This is a genomic window from Streptomyces poriferorum (assembly GCF_019399235.1).
In the GTDB taxonomy this organism is placed as follows: Bacteria; Actinomycetota; Actinomycetes; order Streptomycetales; family Streptomycetaceae; genus Streptomyces; species Streptomyces poriferorum.
In genome coordinates this window covers 1-14564 of sequence record NZ_JAELVH010000184.1, presented here as the reverse complement: position 1 = coordinate 14564, position 14564 = coordinate 1, and the positions used below count along the sequence as shown (strand labels likewise).

General features: G+C 71.2%; 13 protein-coding genes and 1 tRNA gene. 9 read left to right on the top strand and 5 right to left on the bottom strand.

The features are described 5' to 3' along the window. Nucleotides 1-160: 160 nt before the first annotated feature. Nucleotides 161-472, bottom strand: coding sequence for a hypothetical protein (locus tag JGS39_RS27135; protein ID WP_219572229.1), 312 nt, complete (start codon nucleotides 470-472; stop codon nucleotides 161-163). 309 nt (nucleotides 473-781) lie between these two features. Between JGS39_RS27135 and JGS39_RS27130 the strand changes: the two genes are divergently transcribed. Beyond that, entirely contained in the window at nucleotides 782-1690 is a 909-nt protein-coding gene (locus tag JGS39_RS27130; protein ID WP_219572228.1) for a bifunctional DNA primase/polymerase, read from the top strand. 53 nt (nucleotides 1691-1743) lie between these two features. Beyond that, complete coding sequence (locus JGS39_RS27125; RefSeq protein ID WP_236063871.1) at nucleotides 1744-1917, top strand: hypothetical protein; 174 nt, start codon at nucleotides 1744-1746, stop codon at nucleotides 1915-1917. Between the two features lie 119 nt (nucleotides 1918-2036). Here JGS39_RS27125 and JGS39_RS27120 read toward each other — a convergent pair. After that, nucleotides 2037-2126, bottom strand: a tRNA-Ser gene (locus JGS39_RS27120). A gap of 53 nt (nucleotides 2127-2179) precedes the next feature. Beyond that, nucleotides 2180-3667: a S1C family serine protease gene (locus JGS39_RS27115; RefSeq protein WP_219572227.1), complete on the bottom strand. Its 1488-nt coding sequence runs from the start codon at nucleotides 3665-3667 to the stop codon at nucleotides 2180-2182. A gap of 190 nt (nucleotides 3668-3857) precedes the next feature. On the opposite strand from JGS39_RS27115, the gene JGS39_RS27110 reads away from it, so the two are divergent. The 3 genes from JGS39_RS27110 to JGS39_RS27100 all read left to right on the top strand — a co-directional run bounded on the left by JGS39_RS27110 (nucleotide 3858) and on the right by JGS39_RS27100 (nucleotide 6792). Next, the gene (locus JGS39_RS27110) at nucleotides 3858-4703 is read left to right on the top strand and encodes a glycerophosphodiester phosphodiesterase (protein WP_219572226.1); all 846 of its coding nucleotides are present in this window, start codon (nucleotides 3858-3860) and stop codon (nucleotides 4701-4703) included. Between the two features lie 183 nt (nucleotides 4704-4886). Next, the gene (locus JGS39_RS27105; RefSeq protein ID WP_219572224.1) at nucleotides 4887-5570 is read left to right on the top strand and encodes an ATP-binding protein; all 684 of its coding nucleotides are present in this window, start codon (nucleotides 4887-4889) and stop codon (nucleotides 5568-5570) included. 256 nt (nucleotides 5571-5826) lie between these two features. After that, nucleotides 5827-6792 (top strand): DUF5926 family protein, encoded by a 966-nt coding sequence (locus tag JGS39_RS27100; RefSeq protein ID WP_219572222.1) that lies wholly within the window; start codon nucleotides 5827-5829, stop codon nucleotides 6790-6792. Between the two features lie 757 nt (nucleotides 6793-7549). On the opposite strand, the gene JGS39_RS27095 is transcribed toward JGS39_RS27100, so the two are convergent. Then, nucleotides 7550-8281, bottom strand: a complete 732-nt coding sequence (locus JGS39_RS27095; protein WP_219572221.1) for a bifunctional DNA primase/polymerase — start codon at nucleotides 8279-8281, stop codon at nucleotides 7550-7552. 598 nt (nucleotides 8282-8879) lie between these two features. Here JGS39_RS27095 and JGS39_RS27090 point away from each other — a divergent pair. Together JGS39_RS27090 and JGS39_RS27085 are read left to right on the top strand one after the other, a co-directional pair. Then, nucleotides 8880-10250, top strand: coding sequence for a PP2C family protein-serine/threonine phosphatase (locus JGS39_RS27090; protein WP_236063870.1), 1371 nt, complete (start codon nucleotides 8880-8882; stop codon nucleotides 10248-10250). A 123-nt stretch (nucleotides 10251-10373) separates the two neighbouring features. Continuing rightward, the gene (locus JGS39_RS27085; RefSeq protein WP_219572220.1) at nucleotides 10374-11837 is read left to right on the top strand and encodes an aminopeptidase P family protein; all 1464 of its coding nucleotides are present in this window, start codon (nucleotides 10374-10376) and stop codon (nucleotides 11835-11837) included. A 37-nt stretch (nucleotides 11838-11874) separates the two neighbouring features. On the opposite strand, the gene JGS39_RS27080 is transcribed toward JGS39_RS27085, so the two are convergent. Further along, nucleotides 11875-12468: an ATP-binding protein gene (locus JGS39_RS27080; protein WP_219572218.1), complete on the bottom strand. Its 594-nt coding sequence runs from the start codon at nucleotides 12466-12468 to the stop codon at nucleotides 11875-11877. Between the two features lie 257 nt (nucleotides 12469-12725). On the opposite strand from JGS39_RS27080, the gene JGS39_RS27075 reads away from it, so the two are divergent. Further along, the gene (locus JGS39_RS27075; RefSeq protein WP_219572216.1) at nucleotides 12726-13529 is read left to right on the top strand and encodes a hypothetical protein; all 804 of its coding nucleotides are present in this window, start codon (nucleotides 12726-12728) and stop codon (nucleotides 13527-13529) included. Nucleotides 13530-13695: 166 nt separating this feature from the next. Then, entirely contained in the window at nucleotides 13696-14439 is a 744-nt protein-coding gene (locus JGS39_RS27070; protein WP_219572214.1) for a YcnI family copper-binding membrane protein, read from the top strand. Nucleotides 14440-14564: the final 125 nt, after the last annotated feature.

Here is a 14564-nt window from a genome sequence, read left to right as displayed (position 1 = left end):
CCAACCTCTGGTGATCCGGTGCCTGCCGCGGTCCGGTCGGGGGGCCGGGCCGCGGTTGGGGGAACGACGGCCTGCGTGCCGCCACCGCAGTGGCGGCACGCAGGCCGTCGTTCCCCCAACCGCGGCCCGGCCCCCCGACCGGACCGCGGCAGGCACCGGATCACCAGAGGTTGGTGAAGTTCACCGCCAGGTTGTGCGTGGACTGGTCGATGGCGGTGAACGCCGAGCCGTTCACCTGGGCGGAGTTGCTCTGATTCGAAGCCCCGGAGCCGGTGGCCTGCTGCTGCGAGGTGGACGAGTTCCCGAAGTTGTCCCCACCGACCCCGCTGCCGCTGATCGTGGCCACTCCCGCGTTCGATCCGTCGTTCGCGAACGAGCCGTTGTCGGCCTGGGCCGCGCCACCGAAGAGAACAGCGGCAAGAGGCAGGGCGGCAACAACGGCGAGGGCACGAGCGGTACGGATGCTTGCCATGTCTATTCCTCCAGGAACCGAAAGTAAGGCTGAACCCGGGCCAGTTGGCCGACCGCCCGGCGATGTCACGACGTCGCGAGATCAAAGCTGCCCAGCACCACACCGGCGAACCGCCCACAAGATCCGATTCCCTCGCAAGCATGAGGAAGCGAAGATAAACCCCCAGATCTCACAAGCTCCCAGGTCAGCCGGGCCCACGACGCGAGCCCACACCCCACGGGAGAAGAAGCGTTCCGCCACCGAGCCCCGACCACCCCGTCGCGACCTCGCCCTCTTCCCTTATTCGAACATTCATACGAACATAGAACCATGGCCACCACCGACCGGCGAACCGCCACCCTGGCCCTGGCCCACGCGCTCTCCGCCGCCGAACACGGGCTCCCCGTCATCCCGCTGTCCGCCACCAAGCTCCCCGCCCTGCGTTCCCCGCACCGCGACGAGGGCCCTTCGTCCGGCTGCCGGGGCGCCTGTGGCCGTCCCGGACACGGCGTCCACGACGCCACCACCGACCCCATCGCCGTCCGCGCCCTCTTCGCCGCCGCCCCCTGGGCCACCGGTTACGGCATCGCCTGCGGACGCGGCCCGCACCACCTCATCGGCATCGATCTCGACATCGACGCCGCCGGCCGGACCGACTCCGTGGCGGCCCTGCGACAACTGGCCATGCAGCACCTGTTCACCCTCCCGCCGACCGTCACTGTGCTCACCCCCAGCGGCGGCCGCCATCTATGGCTGTCCGGCCCACCCGGCGTGGCCGTACCCAACTCCGCCGGCCGCCTCGCCCCCGGCATCGACATCCGCGGCTCCGGCGGCTACCTGGTCGGCCCGGGCTCGGTCACCGCCCACGGCATCTACCGCCTCGTCCCCGGCACCGGCAGCCTCACGCCCGCGCCCTGCCCGAGCGCCCTGCTCCACCTGTTGACGCCTCCAGCCCGCCCACGGCACCACCACCTCGATCCCGACGGAACCCATTCCACCCACGGGCATCCCGATCAGGGCCGCGGACTGGTCCAGTTCGTCCTGGCCGCGGACGAGGGCCAGCGCAACACCCGGCTCTTCTGGGCAGCATGCCGCGCCTACGAACACGGGTTCGGCGACGCGTTGGCCGACGCCCTCACCCGAGCCGCCGTCGGCACCGGCCTGCCCGAACACGAGGCCCGGGCCACCATCGCCTCCGCCGCCCGCCTCACCCACACCCGCTGCGAGCCCCCACGCTGAGTACCGTCCGTCCGGCCGCGGAACCGCCCGAACGGGATGTAGCCTCTGGCGCCATGCCGTTTCCCGATGAGCTCGGCCCCCTGCTGGTGGTCGACTACCGGCTCAAGCAACGGCTGGCGCTGAGCGTGCCGGACCTCCTGGACTACGGGCAGATCAAGGCCCCCGCCACGGAAATCCTGATGGCCGCGGCCGAGCGCTGGGCCGCCGGGACCGGCTGGGGAGAGTGAGCCGGGCCCGCTCCTGGCCCGTACATGCGGGGCAGGACGTGATGCAGGCGCCCGCAGCACACGCACAGGGCGGGCCTCCGAACCGGAGACCCGCCCTGTGACCTGCTGTTTCGCTGAACTGGCGGTGGGTGTGGGATTTGAACCCACGGTCACATCGCTGCGACGACGGTTTTCAAGACCGTTCCCTTAGGCCGCTCGGGCAACCCACCCCGCGTCAGCTGCCGGTGAGGACCGGTTTCGACGCGGAGGACAGCCTAGCCGGTCAGCTGTCGCCCTTGCGCTCGCCCAGGGTGACTTCCGCCGTGGACGTCTTGCCGTCGCGCTTGTACGTCAGCGTGACCTTGTCGCCCGGCTTGTGGGTCCAGATCTCACCGATCAGGGTCGGGCCGCTGTCGACGACGGTGTCGTTGAACTTCGTGATGACGTCGCCCGCCCGGAGCCCGGCCCGGGCAGCGGGACCGTCCTTCGTGACCGCCTCCGTGCCACCGGCGCCCTGGTCCGAGATGACCGCACCGCCGGTCTTCTCGTCCATCGTCACCGTGGCACCGATGACCGGGTAGACCGGCTGACCGGTCTTGATCAGCTGCTGCGCGACGTTCTTCGCCTGGTTGACCGGGATCGCGAAGCCGAGGCCGATGGAACCCGCCTGGCTCTGGCCGGTGCTTCCGGTCGACTGGATCGCGGAGTTGATGCCGATGACCGCGCCGCCGGCGCTCAGCAGCGGGCCGCCGGAGTTGCCCGGGTTGATCGAGGCGTCGGTCTGCAGCGCGCTCATGTACGAGTTGCTGCCTCCGGAACCGTCGCCGGAGGCGACCGGGCGGTTCTTCGCACTGATGATGCCCGTGGTGACCGTGTTGGACAGACCGAACGGGGCGCCGATCGCGATCGTCGAATCGCCGACCGCCACCTGGTCCGAGTTGCCCAGCGGCAGCGGGGTGAGACCCTGCGGCGGGTTCTTGAGCTTCAGGACGGCCACGTCGTAGCCCTGGGCCCGGCCGACCACCTCGGCGTCGTACTTCTTGCCGTTGGAGAACGTCGCCGTGAGCTGGCCGCTGTCCGCCGCGGAGGCCACCACGTGGTTGTTCGTGAGGATGTGGCCTTCCTTGTCGTACACGAAGCCGGTGCCCGTACCGCCCTCGCCGTCACCGCCCTGCGCATCGATCGTGACCACGCTGGGGAGCGCCTTGGCCGCGACGCCCGCGACCGTGCCCGGGTCGCGCTTGAGGTCCTGGGGGGTGCCCGACGCGGCGACCGTGGTCGAACCGGAGGAGCCGGAGTCGTTGTTGCTGTCGGCGGCCCAGAAGCCGAGGGCTCCGCCGACTCCACCCGCGACGAGTGCCGCCACGACCACCGCGGCCACCAGACCGCCCGCGCCCCGCTTGCGCGGCGCGTCGGGCGCCTGCGGCTGAGCGGGCGCGCCCCACACGGGGCCGCCGCCCTGCGCCCCGTGGGCGTACGACGGAACCGCCGGCGGGGGCGGGGGCCAGCCGGCATCGGCTGCGGACTGCGGTGCGGCCGGGGGCGCGTACTGCGGCGCGGCCGGCGGGACCGGGGCCATGGGCGTGGTCGCCGGGTCCTGGGCGGGGGAGGCCGCCTGGTGCTGAGTGGTCGTCGCGTCCGGGTGCGGCGGAGCGTCGGGCGCACTCGGGGGGAGCCCCTGGGGAGCGTCGGCCGGCACTGGAGGTGCGGACCGAACGGACGGGGCGGCCTCGGCCGCGTTGCCCTCGTTGCCCTCGTTCTCTGTGCTCACAGCTCTTTACTCCTCGGTTCCACATCATCATTCGGCAAGAGATCCGCTGTGTACGTGTCTGGAGTCAGCTTTTCCCACGGCACGTCAGGCCACTGTAAGCAGGACCTGTGCATCTGCGCACGACCCTTTACATCGGACAAAACGGTCTCGCGTCACCAGGTGTACGCGTCCGTGGTCTCCCGGTGACACCATGGCGCGGGTGACCCAAGCACGGCAGCAGCGCCCCAGCCAGCATCCCATCCAGGTCATCGCGCACCGGGGCGCGTCCGACGACGCCCCCGAGCACACCCTGGCCGCCTACCGGAAGGCGATCGAGGACGGGGCCGACGCCCTGGAGTGCGACGTACGGCTCACGGCCGACGGTCATCTCGTATGCGTACACGACCGACGAGTGAACCGTACGTCCAACGGGCGAGGCGCGGTCTCCGCCCTGGAGCTCAACGAACTCGCGGCCCTCGACTTCGGCTCGTGGAAGGACCGCGAGGAGGCGGAGGCCCCGGACTGGGATCCGGTGCCGGGCGAGCTCACCTCCGTACTCACCCTGGAACGGCTCCTCGAGCTCCTCGTCGAGACGAGGGCCGCCGGCCGGCCGCTGCAACTGGCCATCGAGACCAAACACCCGACGCGCTGGGCGGGCCAGGTCGAGGAACGGCTGCTGCACCTGCTGAAGCGCTTCGAGCTCGACGCGCCGCCGTCCGACGCCCCCTCGCCGGTCCGCATCATGAGCTTCTCGGCCCGCTCGCTGCACCGAATCCAGGACGCCGCACCCCAGCTGCCCACCGTCTACCTGATGCAGTTCGTCTCCCCGCGACTGCGTGACGGACGACTGCCGGCCGGTGCCCGGATCGCCGGTCCGGGGATGCGGATCGTACGCAGTCACCCGGGCTACATCGACCGCCTGCACCGTGCCGGTCACCGCGCGCACGTATGGACGGTCAACGAACCGGAGGACGTCGAGCTCTGCATCCGGCTCGGGGTCGAGGCGATCATCACGAACCGTCCGAAGCAGGTTCTGGCCCAGTTGGGGCGCGCGTAGCGGGAGCGGAAGCGGAACGCGGCCGACAGGGCCGACAGGACCGGCTCCCGCGCGGTCACCGGGAGCCGTGACGGGCAGCGGCCACCGGGAGCCGTGGCTCCGGGGAACAACCGTGGAGGCACCCCCGCACTGTCGGTCACAGGGAGTACACCGGCGCATTCGCCCCGTACCCGATCGTTACGAGTGCGTCACTCGCAGGCCATTGGCCGGTTTCCGGTCCAGCCCAGGGGGGCATCCACTCCGTGGCGTGGGGCAAAGGAGGTCTCGGGGGTGGCGTTGGTGGTGGCACAGGAAGTGCCCACGTCGTCGAGCATGGCCGTACCCCATGGCCCTGCGGGCGTGGGTCAGGCACGGCACCGGATGCGTGAGCAGTTGCGCAGCCACGGGGTGTCGGATTCGGTCGTCGACGATGCTGTTTTGATTCTTTCCGAACTGCTCAGCAACGCCTGCCGGCACGGCAGGCCGCTGGGCCGGCACACCGATGTGGGAGATGGCGATGTGCGCGCCGCCTGGCGCGTCGACAGAACGGGCGGGCTGACCGTCGAGGTGACGGACGGAGGCGGCCCGACGCGGCCGGTTCCGGCCACTCCTTCGGTGACCGCTCACGGTGGCCGGGGCCTCAACATCATCAGCGCCCTCGCCGAGGAGTGGGGTGTGCGTGACGACTCGTCGGGCGAGGTCACGGTCTGGGTGCTGGTCAACGAGGGGCACGGCCCTGCCGACGAACGGCCTGCCGCACGGGGCAACGCGCGGGGCAACGGACGGGGCCCGGCCGCGACAGGACCATCGGGCCGCGGCTCGGGGGTGAACGGCGCGGCGGGTCTCGACGGGCTGGACTTCGCCGGCGCGTTCGACGACGTGGGCTGAGCCGGGGCCGGCGCACCGCAGTGGCGGCACCGCGAGACCGGAACACCGGAAAGCCGGGAGGCCGGAAAGCCGGGAGACCGCGAGACCGCGAGACCGGGAGACCGGAACACCGGAGGGCCGGAACACCGGAGGGCCGGAACACCGGCAGAGCTGTCGCCGGGAAGTCGGCTCCTGGGTCGGCTGTGCCCCCGTACGGCACGTGGACGGCTAGGCTCGCGGCCCAGACCGCACTGTCGCAATCGGGAGAAAGCCCACCATGGCGAAGAAGCGCCCTCAGACCAAGGCCGGGAAGCAGCAGCTTGAAGACGGCGAGATCCCGGTGGTCGGGGCTCGCGAGCCCTGCCCGTGCGGTTCGGGCCGCCGTTACAAGGCCTGTCACGGCCGCGCCGCCGCCCAGGCCGTGGCCGAACTCGTCCAGCGCCCCTTCGAGGGCCTGGCCGGCGAATGCGACTGGGTCGCACTGCGTGAGCTGGTGCCCGCGGCCACGGTCGAACTGACCCTGAAGGGCGGACTGCCCGAGGGCGTGCCGTCGGTGACGCTCGCGACCGTCCTTCCGATGGCGTGGCCCGCTCTGCGGCGCGACGACGGTTCGGTCCTGCTCGCCCTCCAGAACGACACCTCTTCCGGCGACCTCAGCCGCGACCTCGCCGACACGCTCCAGCGGGCGCTGGAGGCCGAGCCCGGCTCGCCGGTCGCCGCCCGACGCGTACCGGCCGAAGGGCCGCGGCTCCAGGATCTCCTGGACGCCGACGCCCCGTTCGCGCCGGTCGTGCACTCGGGCTTCGAGTTCTGGGTGCCGGACGCGGAGAACGCCACAGCCGAGGTGTCCGCGTCCCTGGAGCGCGCCAACGACGCGGCGCTCCCGACCGTCCTGCTTTCCGGGGTGGACGCCGCCTACTGGTGCGAGACCCCGGAGAAGAACCACCTGCGCTGGGTCATGCCGCACCCCGAGGAGCGGCTCCTGGACGCGCTCGCCCGACTGCACGCCGCCGGTACCTCCTCGCTCGGCGAGGGGACCCGGCTGGTCGGCTCCTTCCGCGCGCACGGCCTGATGGTCCCGGTCTGGGACCTGCCGAGCTCGATGGGTGCCGAGGAGTGCGAGAAGCCCGCCGTCGCGTTCGCGGAGCGGCTCGCGACGGCGCTCGCGTCGGACGCGCCGCTCAGCGCCGAGGAGCGTCGGGCACGCGGCGGGCTCACCAACCGCCAAGTGACCCTCAGCTGACAGTGACCATCACCCGGCCCGTACGGTGACGCCCGTCACAACTCGCCGTACTCGCAGGTAAATCGCTGTCCGAATACGCGAGATCGAATTTGCGAACGGCAGATCTCTTGTTACCGTTCTGGAAGCCCGGTCGCTGGTGCATCCCCCGTCGCCAGCGATCGGGCATCCTCATGTCCGGGCACGGCGCACCACGGCGCACCACGCGGCGCACGAACCGCGCACAGGCCCTGCACAGACACCGGTCGCGCCCCCGGCTTCCCCGCCCGTCCCGCACCTTGTCCCGGTCGCCCTTCCGATGGCCTCGAGACGTCTTCCACGTGGCCCGGCGTCAACCCACCACCGTGGACGCCTTGTTGGATCCCCCGTCGACAACGGCTCCGCACGATCCCCGGACCGCTCGGAATCGGACAGAAGTCGCCGGACGCTCCCCTTTCCGATTTCGCCGCGAAACAGCTCCCGAAGAGATCTTCGAAGAGGGATCGAACGGTTTCCGGAAAGCGCATCAGAAAGCCGACCAACGACGGACTTTGCACCGGCAGACTTTGCATGACCGAAACGGTCCGCGCGGAATGACCGAAACGGACCCCGTCGATCACCTGACCCGGAAGTGATAAGCCAGGGATCCGACAGCGCTCGGTAATGACGGCGGGCGGAGAAGCGGGCAGAGAAGCAGCGGGCGGAGAAGGAGCGGGCGGAGAAGCACGTGGAGAGGCGCCACCACCCGGCAGCCCGCAGCCCGCGCCCCGCACCCCGCACCTCAGTACGCGAGCCGGCTTCCGCCGTCCGGAGCGCTGTTGCTCGCCTCGACCAGCGCGTCCAGCAGCGCCCCCACATCCGGCAACCACGGCGACGCCACCGCCCGGCTCGACGCGGCCCGGACCGGCGCCCCGCCATCGGCGTCCGGCCGGGACACCCGCTCCGGCGCCCGCTCCCAGCGCACCTGACCCGCGCCGGTCTCCGACGGCGGAAGGACGAGATAGCCGCCCTCCCCGTGGAACCGCAGCGAACTGGGCACCCAGTCCTGCGCGTGCAGCAGCTCACCGAGCCGTTCGAGCGTGTACGGAGCGACCAGCAGCGACCACCGGGTCGGCGTCGCCACCACGGGGCCCAGCCGCATGCCCATCCGGTCGAGTTCCGCCAGTGCGCGGGCACCGGCCACCGCCGGCAGGCTCAGCGCACACGGCGCGCGCCCGCCCGTGGCCAGCAGGAGCGGCGCGGTGGGCCGGTTCGACCACCACCAGCGCACCATCCGGGCGTCGGTGGTCGCGGCGAGCAGTCCGGGATCGAAGGGGTGCGCGCCGGGAACGGCGCACTCGGGGTCGGGGCAGGCGCAGCCGCGCTCACCACGGCCGCCGGCCGCCTGGAGGCCCACCCCCGGGAGCACGGGCCACTGCCATGCGGTGGCACAGGTCAGGGCCGCGTCGAGCCGGGCGGCCCCGCCCCCGCGTCCGAGCCGGAGCCTGCGTCGCCTTCCGAGGATCTCGCGCATGAGCGCTCGTTCCTTTCCGTTGAACGCCGAGGGTCCACATCACACCACGCGCGCGTCACAACACGTGTGCGGATCTTCACTGTGTGTACATGCCCGTCGAGCCTGCGGTACGGGTTGGTCGTCGGTACCGAGCCTGAGCTGTGCTGAGCCGAATCGAGCCGGTTCCAGTCGAGAATGTCGCGAGGTGCAGAGCGCGTACCGCGCCTGCCGTCCGTCGTACGACCCCGCCACTCGGGGGTGGGGCGTGGCCGTCACAGGTGAGGACGTCCGGGCCCGCTGCCAGGTTCCGGAGGCGGTCGGAACCGCCTCAGGCCATCTACCGATTTACGTACCCAGCATGCCCGGAATGACGCTCCCCCTGGCACTTCACCCGGGGGCAACCCCCGGTCGAGCACACTCAGTCGACCGCAAATGACTACCGCAGGGTGCATTTTTTGGCCAAGTTACTCACCCCTCGGACACCACAAACCCCGTGGTGACAATGCTGGACATCGCCTTACTTGTGCGTGTACATGTGGATGCACTGATAGCGGCGCAGAATGACATGGGGGTTTGCGATGCTATTCGACGAAACAAACCAGTCGGAAAGCCGGCGACCATGAGCGCCCCACACCTCCCGAAAGTGGCTGGAATCGATCCCACAGTTCCGGTTTCGGCGCACACTGCCGGGCCTCTCTCCGAAGTGCCGGCCGCGCCCGGTGCCTTCATCCAGGACCGTCTGGCGGGCTGGGTCTCCGACCTCACGACGCTGCACGAGCTCACCGAACGGCTGGCCGGAACCGGCACCCTCGACGACGCCCTGCACGAGCTGCTCGATGCCGGGGCCGCGCTGGTCGGCGCCCGTCGCGGACTGATCGCCTTCGAACCGTCCGACCGCCGCGGCCCCGTCAGCACCATCGGTCTCGGGCTGGCCCACGCGGAGCTCGGTCAGATCGAGACCGTCCCGCGGAGTGCCACCTCCTACGGCCGCATCCTGGAAGGTCTGCCGAACGCCGACGGCCCGCTGACCACCCCCGATCTGCTCGGCGACACCAGCCTGGACCCCCGCAGGCGCGAGGTCGCCGCCCGCCTGGGCTACGCCGCCAGTTACGCACTGCCGATCACCACCGAGCGGACCGGACGGCTCGCCGCCGCGGTCTGGCTCTACGACGAACCCGCCGAGCCGCTCGAACGCCAGCGCCACCTCGTCGGCCTGTACGCCGGGTACGCCGCCGAGCACCTGGCCCGGCTGCTGGAACTGGAGCGGGCCAGGACGGACATCGCCACCATCGCCGAGGAGCTCCTGCCCAGCCGGCTGCCCCGCGTCCCCGGCGTACAGCTGGCCGTACGCCATCACGCCGCGCCGCAGAGCGGCAGCGACTGGTACGACGCGCTGGCGCTGCCGGAAGGAGCGCTCGGCCTCTCCGTGGGCTCGGTCGGCGGCTCCGGACCCAGCGCCCTGGCCGCCATGGGCCGGCTGCGCGCAGGCCTGCGGGCGTACGCGGTGATGGAGGGCGAGGATCCGGTCGCCGTGCTCTCCGATCTCGAACTCCTGATGCGGCTGACCGAGCCGGCCCGTTCCGCGACCGCGCTCTTCGCCTACTGCGAGCCCGCCCGCCGCAAGATCCTGCTGGCCGGCGCCGGGCACACCCCGCCGCTGATCGTCGGCGACCGGCGCACCGAGTTCGTCGAGACGACCCTCTCCGCTCCCCTGGGCATGCTCGCCTGCTGGGAGGCGCCGAGCGTGGAGATCGCCCCGGCTCCCGGCGAGACGGTCCTGCTGTACACCGACGGTCTGCTGCGCCGCGCCGGTGACTCGATGGACCGGGCGTTCGCGCGGCTCCACTCGGCCGCCGCGAGCGTCCCGAAGGCGCTGCGCCACGACGCCGGATCGGTCGCCGACCACGTGGTGCGCACCGTGCTGCCCGACGGGATCGACCGGGGTGACGACACCGAGGACGTGGTCCTGCTCGCGGCACGCTTCGAATGAGCCGGCCGCGCGCCCGCCGGTAGCGGCGGGCCACCCTGTGTAAGAGGTCTTCCGGCCCTGGGCCCCCTTCCGTACGCCCGTACGATGGAGGGGGTCCAGTGTCGTATCAAGGAGAGACAAGTCGTGTCTGAGGAGCTCACCCCGGAGAACCCGGAGACCGAAGAGGCAGAGCCGGTCAAGCAGCGGAAGAACGGCCTGTACCCGGGCGTCTCCGATGAGCTCGCCGCGAGCATGAAGTCCGGTTGGGCCGACACCGAGCTGCACGGCCTGGAGCCGATCGCCCAGGCCGCGCACACCGCCGACCGCCGCGCCGCGCTCTCGGCGCGCTTCCCGGGCGAGCGGCTGGTCATTCCGGCAGGCCGGCTGAAGACCCGGTCCAATGACACCGAGTACGCCTTCCGCGCCTCCAGCGAGTACGCGTACCTCACCGGCGACCAGACGCAGGACGGCGTCCTCGTCCTGGAGCCGAAGGACGACGGCCACGAGGCGACCGTCTACCTGCTGCCGCGCTCCGACCGGGAGAACGGCGAGTTCTGGCTCGACGGCCAGGGCGAGCTGTGGGTCGGCCGCCGGCACTCCCTGACCGAGGCCGAGAAGCTGCTCGGCATTCCGGCGAAGGACGTCCGCGAGCTGCCCGCCGCGCTGACCGAGGCCACCGGCCCGGTCCGTAACGTCCGTGGTCACGACGCCGGCATCGAGGCCGCGCTCACCGACAAGGTCACCGCGGAGCGCGACGAGGAACTGCGTGTCTTCGTCTCCGAGGCACGTCTGGTCAAGGACGCCTTCGAGATCGCGGAGCTGCAGAAGGCCTGCGACATCACCGCGCGCGGCTTCGAGGACGTCGTGAAGGTCCTCGACAAGGCCGAGGCGACGAGCGAGCGCTACATCGAGGGAACGTTCTTCCTCCGCGCCCGCATCGAGGGCAACGACATCGGCTACGGCTCGATCTGCGCAGCCGGCCCGCACGCCACCACCCTGCACTGGGTACGCAACGACGGCGCGGTGCGCTCGGGCGAACTGCTGCTGCTCGACGCCGGCGTGGAGACCAACGACCTCTACACCGCCGACGTGACCCGCACGCTTCCCATCAACGGCACGTTCACGCCGCTGCAGCGGAAGATCTACGACGCGGTGTACGAGGCGCAGGAGGCCGGCATCGCCGCGGTGAAGCCCGGCGCGGGCTTCCGCGACTTCCACGACGCCGCGCAGCGCGTGCTCACCGAGAAGCTCATCGAGTGGGGTCTGCTCGGCGACCGGACCGTGGACGAGGTCCTGGAGCTGGGCCTGCAGCGCCGCTGGACGCTGCACGGCACCGGTCACATGCTCGGCATGGACGTCCACGACTGCGCCGCCGCGCGGACCGAGTCGTACGTCAACGGGACGCTGGAGCCCGGCGTCTGCCTCACCGTGGAGCCCGGCCTCTACTTCCAGGCCGACGACCTGACCGTGCCCGAGGAGTACCGCGGCATCGGCGTCCGGATCGAGGACGACATCCTCGTCACCGAGGACGGCAACCGGAACCTCTCGGACAAGCTGCCGCGGCAGGCCGACGAGGTCGAGGCGTGGATGGCCCGGCTCAAGGGCTGACCGTCCGCCCCGTACCGCGCGCCGGAGGGCGCCCTGCTCAGGAGACCATGAGCAGGGCGCCCTCCCGCCACTTCAGGACCTTGTCGAAACTCACCACGGCCCCGCCGCGCCCCGGCCGGTTGCCGAAGTGGACGTGATCGGCGAGCTGCTCGATGAGACACAGCCCCCGCCCGTCCTCGGCGGTGAGCGGCGGGTGCTCGGCGTACTGCGGCGGGTACTGCTGCTTGGACGCGTACGGCTGCTCTGCCTCGTGCTGCTGAGCCCCGTACTGCTCTGTCCCGTGCTGCTGTGCGGCGGTGCGAAGTGCGCGCCTCGCGGGGAACCCCGGTCCGGAATCGGCGACTTCGATACGGCATTTCTCGCCGTCCAGATACGCGGTGACCCGGTACTGCCCGCAGGCGGCACCGGACGGCTCCTCCCAGGCTTCCCAGGTCTCCGCTCCAACGCCCCGGTCCTCCTGCGTACCGCCGTGCTCGACGGCGTTGGCACAGGCTTCGCTCAGGGCGAGCGACAGGTCGAAGGAGATGTCCGGGTCCACGCCCGCTGATTCCATCGTCCCGAGCAGGAACCGTCGGGCGAGCGGAACGCTCGCAGCTTCGCGCCGCAAATGGAGTGACCACCAAATGCTCATGCTCCAGCCTCCTGGCTGCGGCTCGACATACCGATACGTATTGCCGCCCGAGGCCGTTCGTAAGCACGGGCGGGGTGTGAGACCGCTCATTCGGCGGATATCCGTATTCGCCACACCTGTGCATTCCCGGCCCACAAGGCCGTTCTGCCCCGTCAGTAACCGGTCCGAACGGCCCGGCTCCCGTCCATTCGGGCGGAAGACGACCTTCCGGACCTGCCGTACGGGGACGGGGGGCTCAGTGGGATGATGTCTCGGCCATGACTACGTCTGTGGGACGCGCCGGAGCCGGTATGCGGCTGCTGAGGGCTGCGGTGTTCGCCGCGGTCTGTGTCGCGTTGTCCGCAGCCGGGCACGCGCTGGCCGCCTGCGCGACGGTTCCCTGGTGGACGCTGCTCGCCGGATTCCTCGGGATCCTCGCGGTGACGGCCCCGCTCGCCGGCCGCGAACGCTCCCTGCCGTCCATCGCCGGCGCCCTGGCCGGCGGACAGCTTGTCCTGCACACACTCTTCGGCGTGGGTACGCACACCGCCTCGCCCCGGGTACCGGCCGACGAGGACGCGCTGATCCGGTTCGCGGCGAACCTCGTCTGCGGTGCCGGGCCCGACCGGTTGAACACCGCCGACGCCCACCGCATCGTCACCACCGCGGGCATCGACCCGGCGTCGGTGACCGGGCAGGCCCATCAGCACCTGGCGGCCGCCTCTTCCACCGATACGGCCGGCCTTGCCGGGATGCTGCCGGACCTTCCCATGGTGCTCGGCCATCTGCTGGCCGCGCTGGCCGCCGGCTGGCTGCTGCGGCGCGGCGAGGTCGCCCTGTTCCGCCTCGCCCGGCTGTCGGTCCACGGCGCCCAGCAGGTGGCGGCCGGGGCGCGGCTGCGGGCGTTGCGCGCCGCGCTCGTCCTCGTGGCCGCGCTGCGCGCGGGGCTTCCCGGCGGGCCGTCGACCGGGCCGCGTATCTCCCGTACCGCGGTGGACGCACCGTCCCCGGTCACGGGCGATCCCTTGCAGCACATGGTGATCAGGCGCGGGCCGCCCTCCGTATTCACCCTCGCAGCCTGACGCGACGCCCTCCACGCGATGCCCGCGCGACCCTGCCACGCACCCACGCGGTGCCGGTACGGGTTCTCGTACGCACGCCGCTCGTGAGGAAGAGGTGTCGCGACCCCGTCGCGCACCCGCGCGCCGGAGCACCCTTCCTTCGTGCATCTGTGGAGTGATCCCTGCCATGAACGTTTCCCGCATCGCCCTCGCCGGCGGCGTCGCCGCGTCCACCGTGCTGATCCTCGCCGGTACGGCCTCGGCCCACGTCAGCGTCCAGCCGCAGGGCGAGGCCGCCAAGGGCGGTTACGCCGTCATCAACTTCAAGGTCCCCAACGAGCGCGACGACGCCTCGACGACCAAGCTCGAAGTCAACTTCCCCACCGACCACCCGCTGGCGTCCGTCATGCCGCAGCCCGTGCCCGGCTGGGACATCAAGGTGACCACCAGCAAGCTGGCCAAGCCGCTCGACATGCACGGCAAGAAGATCAACGAGGCCGTCTCCAAGGTCACCTGGACCGCGGACGGCGGCAAGATCGAGCCCGGCCGCTTCCAGCAGTTCCCGCTCTCGGTCGGCCAGCTCCCGGAGGACGCCGACCAGCTGGTGTTCAAGGCCATCCAGACGTACGACAACAAGGAGGTCGTGCGCTGGATCGAGGAGCAGAAGGACGGCGCGGAGGAGCCCGAGAGCCCTGCTCCGGTCCTCAAGCTGACCGCGGCCGCCGAGGACGCGCACGGCGCCACCGCCGCCTCCGGCTCGGACTCCGCCGACAAGAAAGCCACGGACGACCACGCGAAGGACGAGCAGACGACCGCCTCGGCGTCCTCCTCCAGTGACACCACGGCCCGTGTGCTCGGCATCGTCGGCATCGTCATCGGCGTCGCGGGCGTCGCCTTCGGCGTCCTGGCCGGCCGTCGCCGTACCGCCTGAGCAACCATCCATCAGGGCCTTTCGTTCGGACCCCGCGAGCCCCGCATGATCCAAACGAGAGGCCCTGGTCCCACTCGCACCAGGGCCCTGTCCCACCCGCACGAGGGGCCCTGGTGCGAGTGGGA

Bases quoted from the DNA above. Each gene is read 5' to 3' on its own strand.
- JGS39_RS27125 (WP_236063871.1), top strand. From the start codon at position 1,744: ATGCCGTTTCCCGATGAGCTCGGCCCCCTGCTGGTGGTCGACTACCGG.
- JGS39_RS27135 (WP_219572229.1), bottom strand. From the start codon at position 472: ATGGCAAGCATCCGTACCGCTCGTGCCCTCGCCGTTGTTGCCGCCCTG.
- JGS39_RS27070 (WP_219572214.1), top strand. From the start codon at position 13,696: ATGAACGTTTCCCGCATCGCCCTCGCCGGCGGCGTCGCCGCGTCCACC.
- JGS39_RS27095 (WP_219572221.1), bottom strand. From the start codon at position 8,281: ATGCGCGAGATCCTCGGAAGGCGACGCAGGCTCCGGCTCGGACGCGGG.
- JGS39_RS27080 (WP_219572218.1), bottom strand. From the start codon at position 12,468: ATGAGCATTTGGTGGTCACTCCATTTGCGGCGCGAAGCTGCGAGCGTT.
- JGS39_RS27110 (WP_219572226.1), top strand. From the start codon at position 3,858: ATGGCGCGGGTGACCCAAGCACGGCAGCAGCGCCCCAGCCAGCATCCC.
- JGS39_RS27100 (WP_219572222.1), top strand. From the start codon at position 5,827: ATGGCGAAGAAGCGCCCTCAGACCAAGGCCGGGAAGCAGCAGCTTGAA.
- JGS39_RS27130 (WP_219572228.1), top strand. From the start codon at position 782: ATGGCCACCACCGACCGGCGAACCGCCACCCTGGCCCTGGCCCACGCG.
- JGS39_RS27090 (WP_236063870.1), top strand. From the start codon at position 8,880: ATGAGCGCCCCACACCTCCCGAAAGTGGCTGGAATCGATCCCACAGTT.
- JGS39_RS27075 (WP_219572216.1), top strand. From the start codon at position 12,726: ATGACTACGTCTGTGGGACGCGCCGGAGCCGGTATGCGGCTGCTGAGG.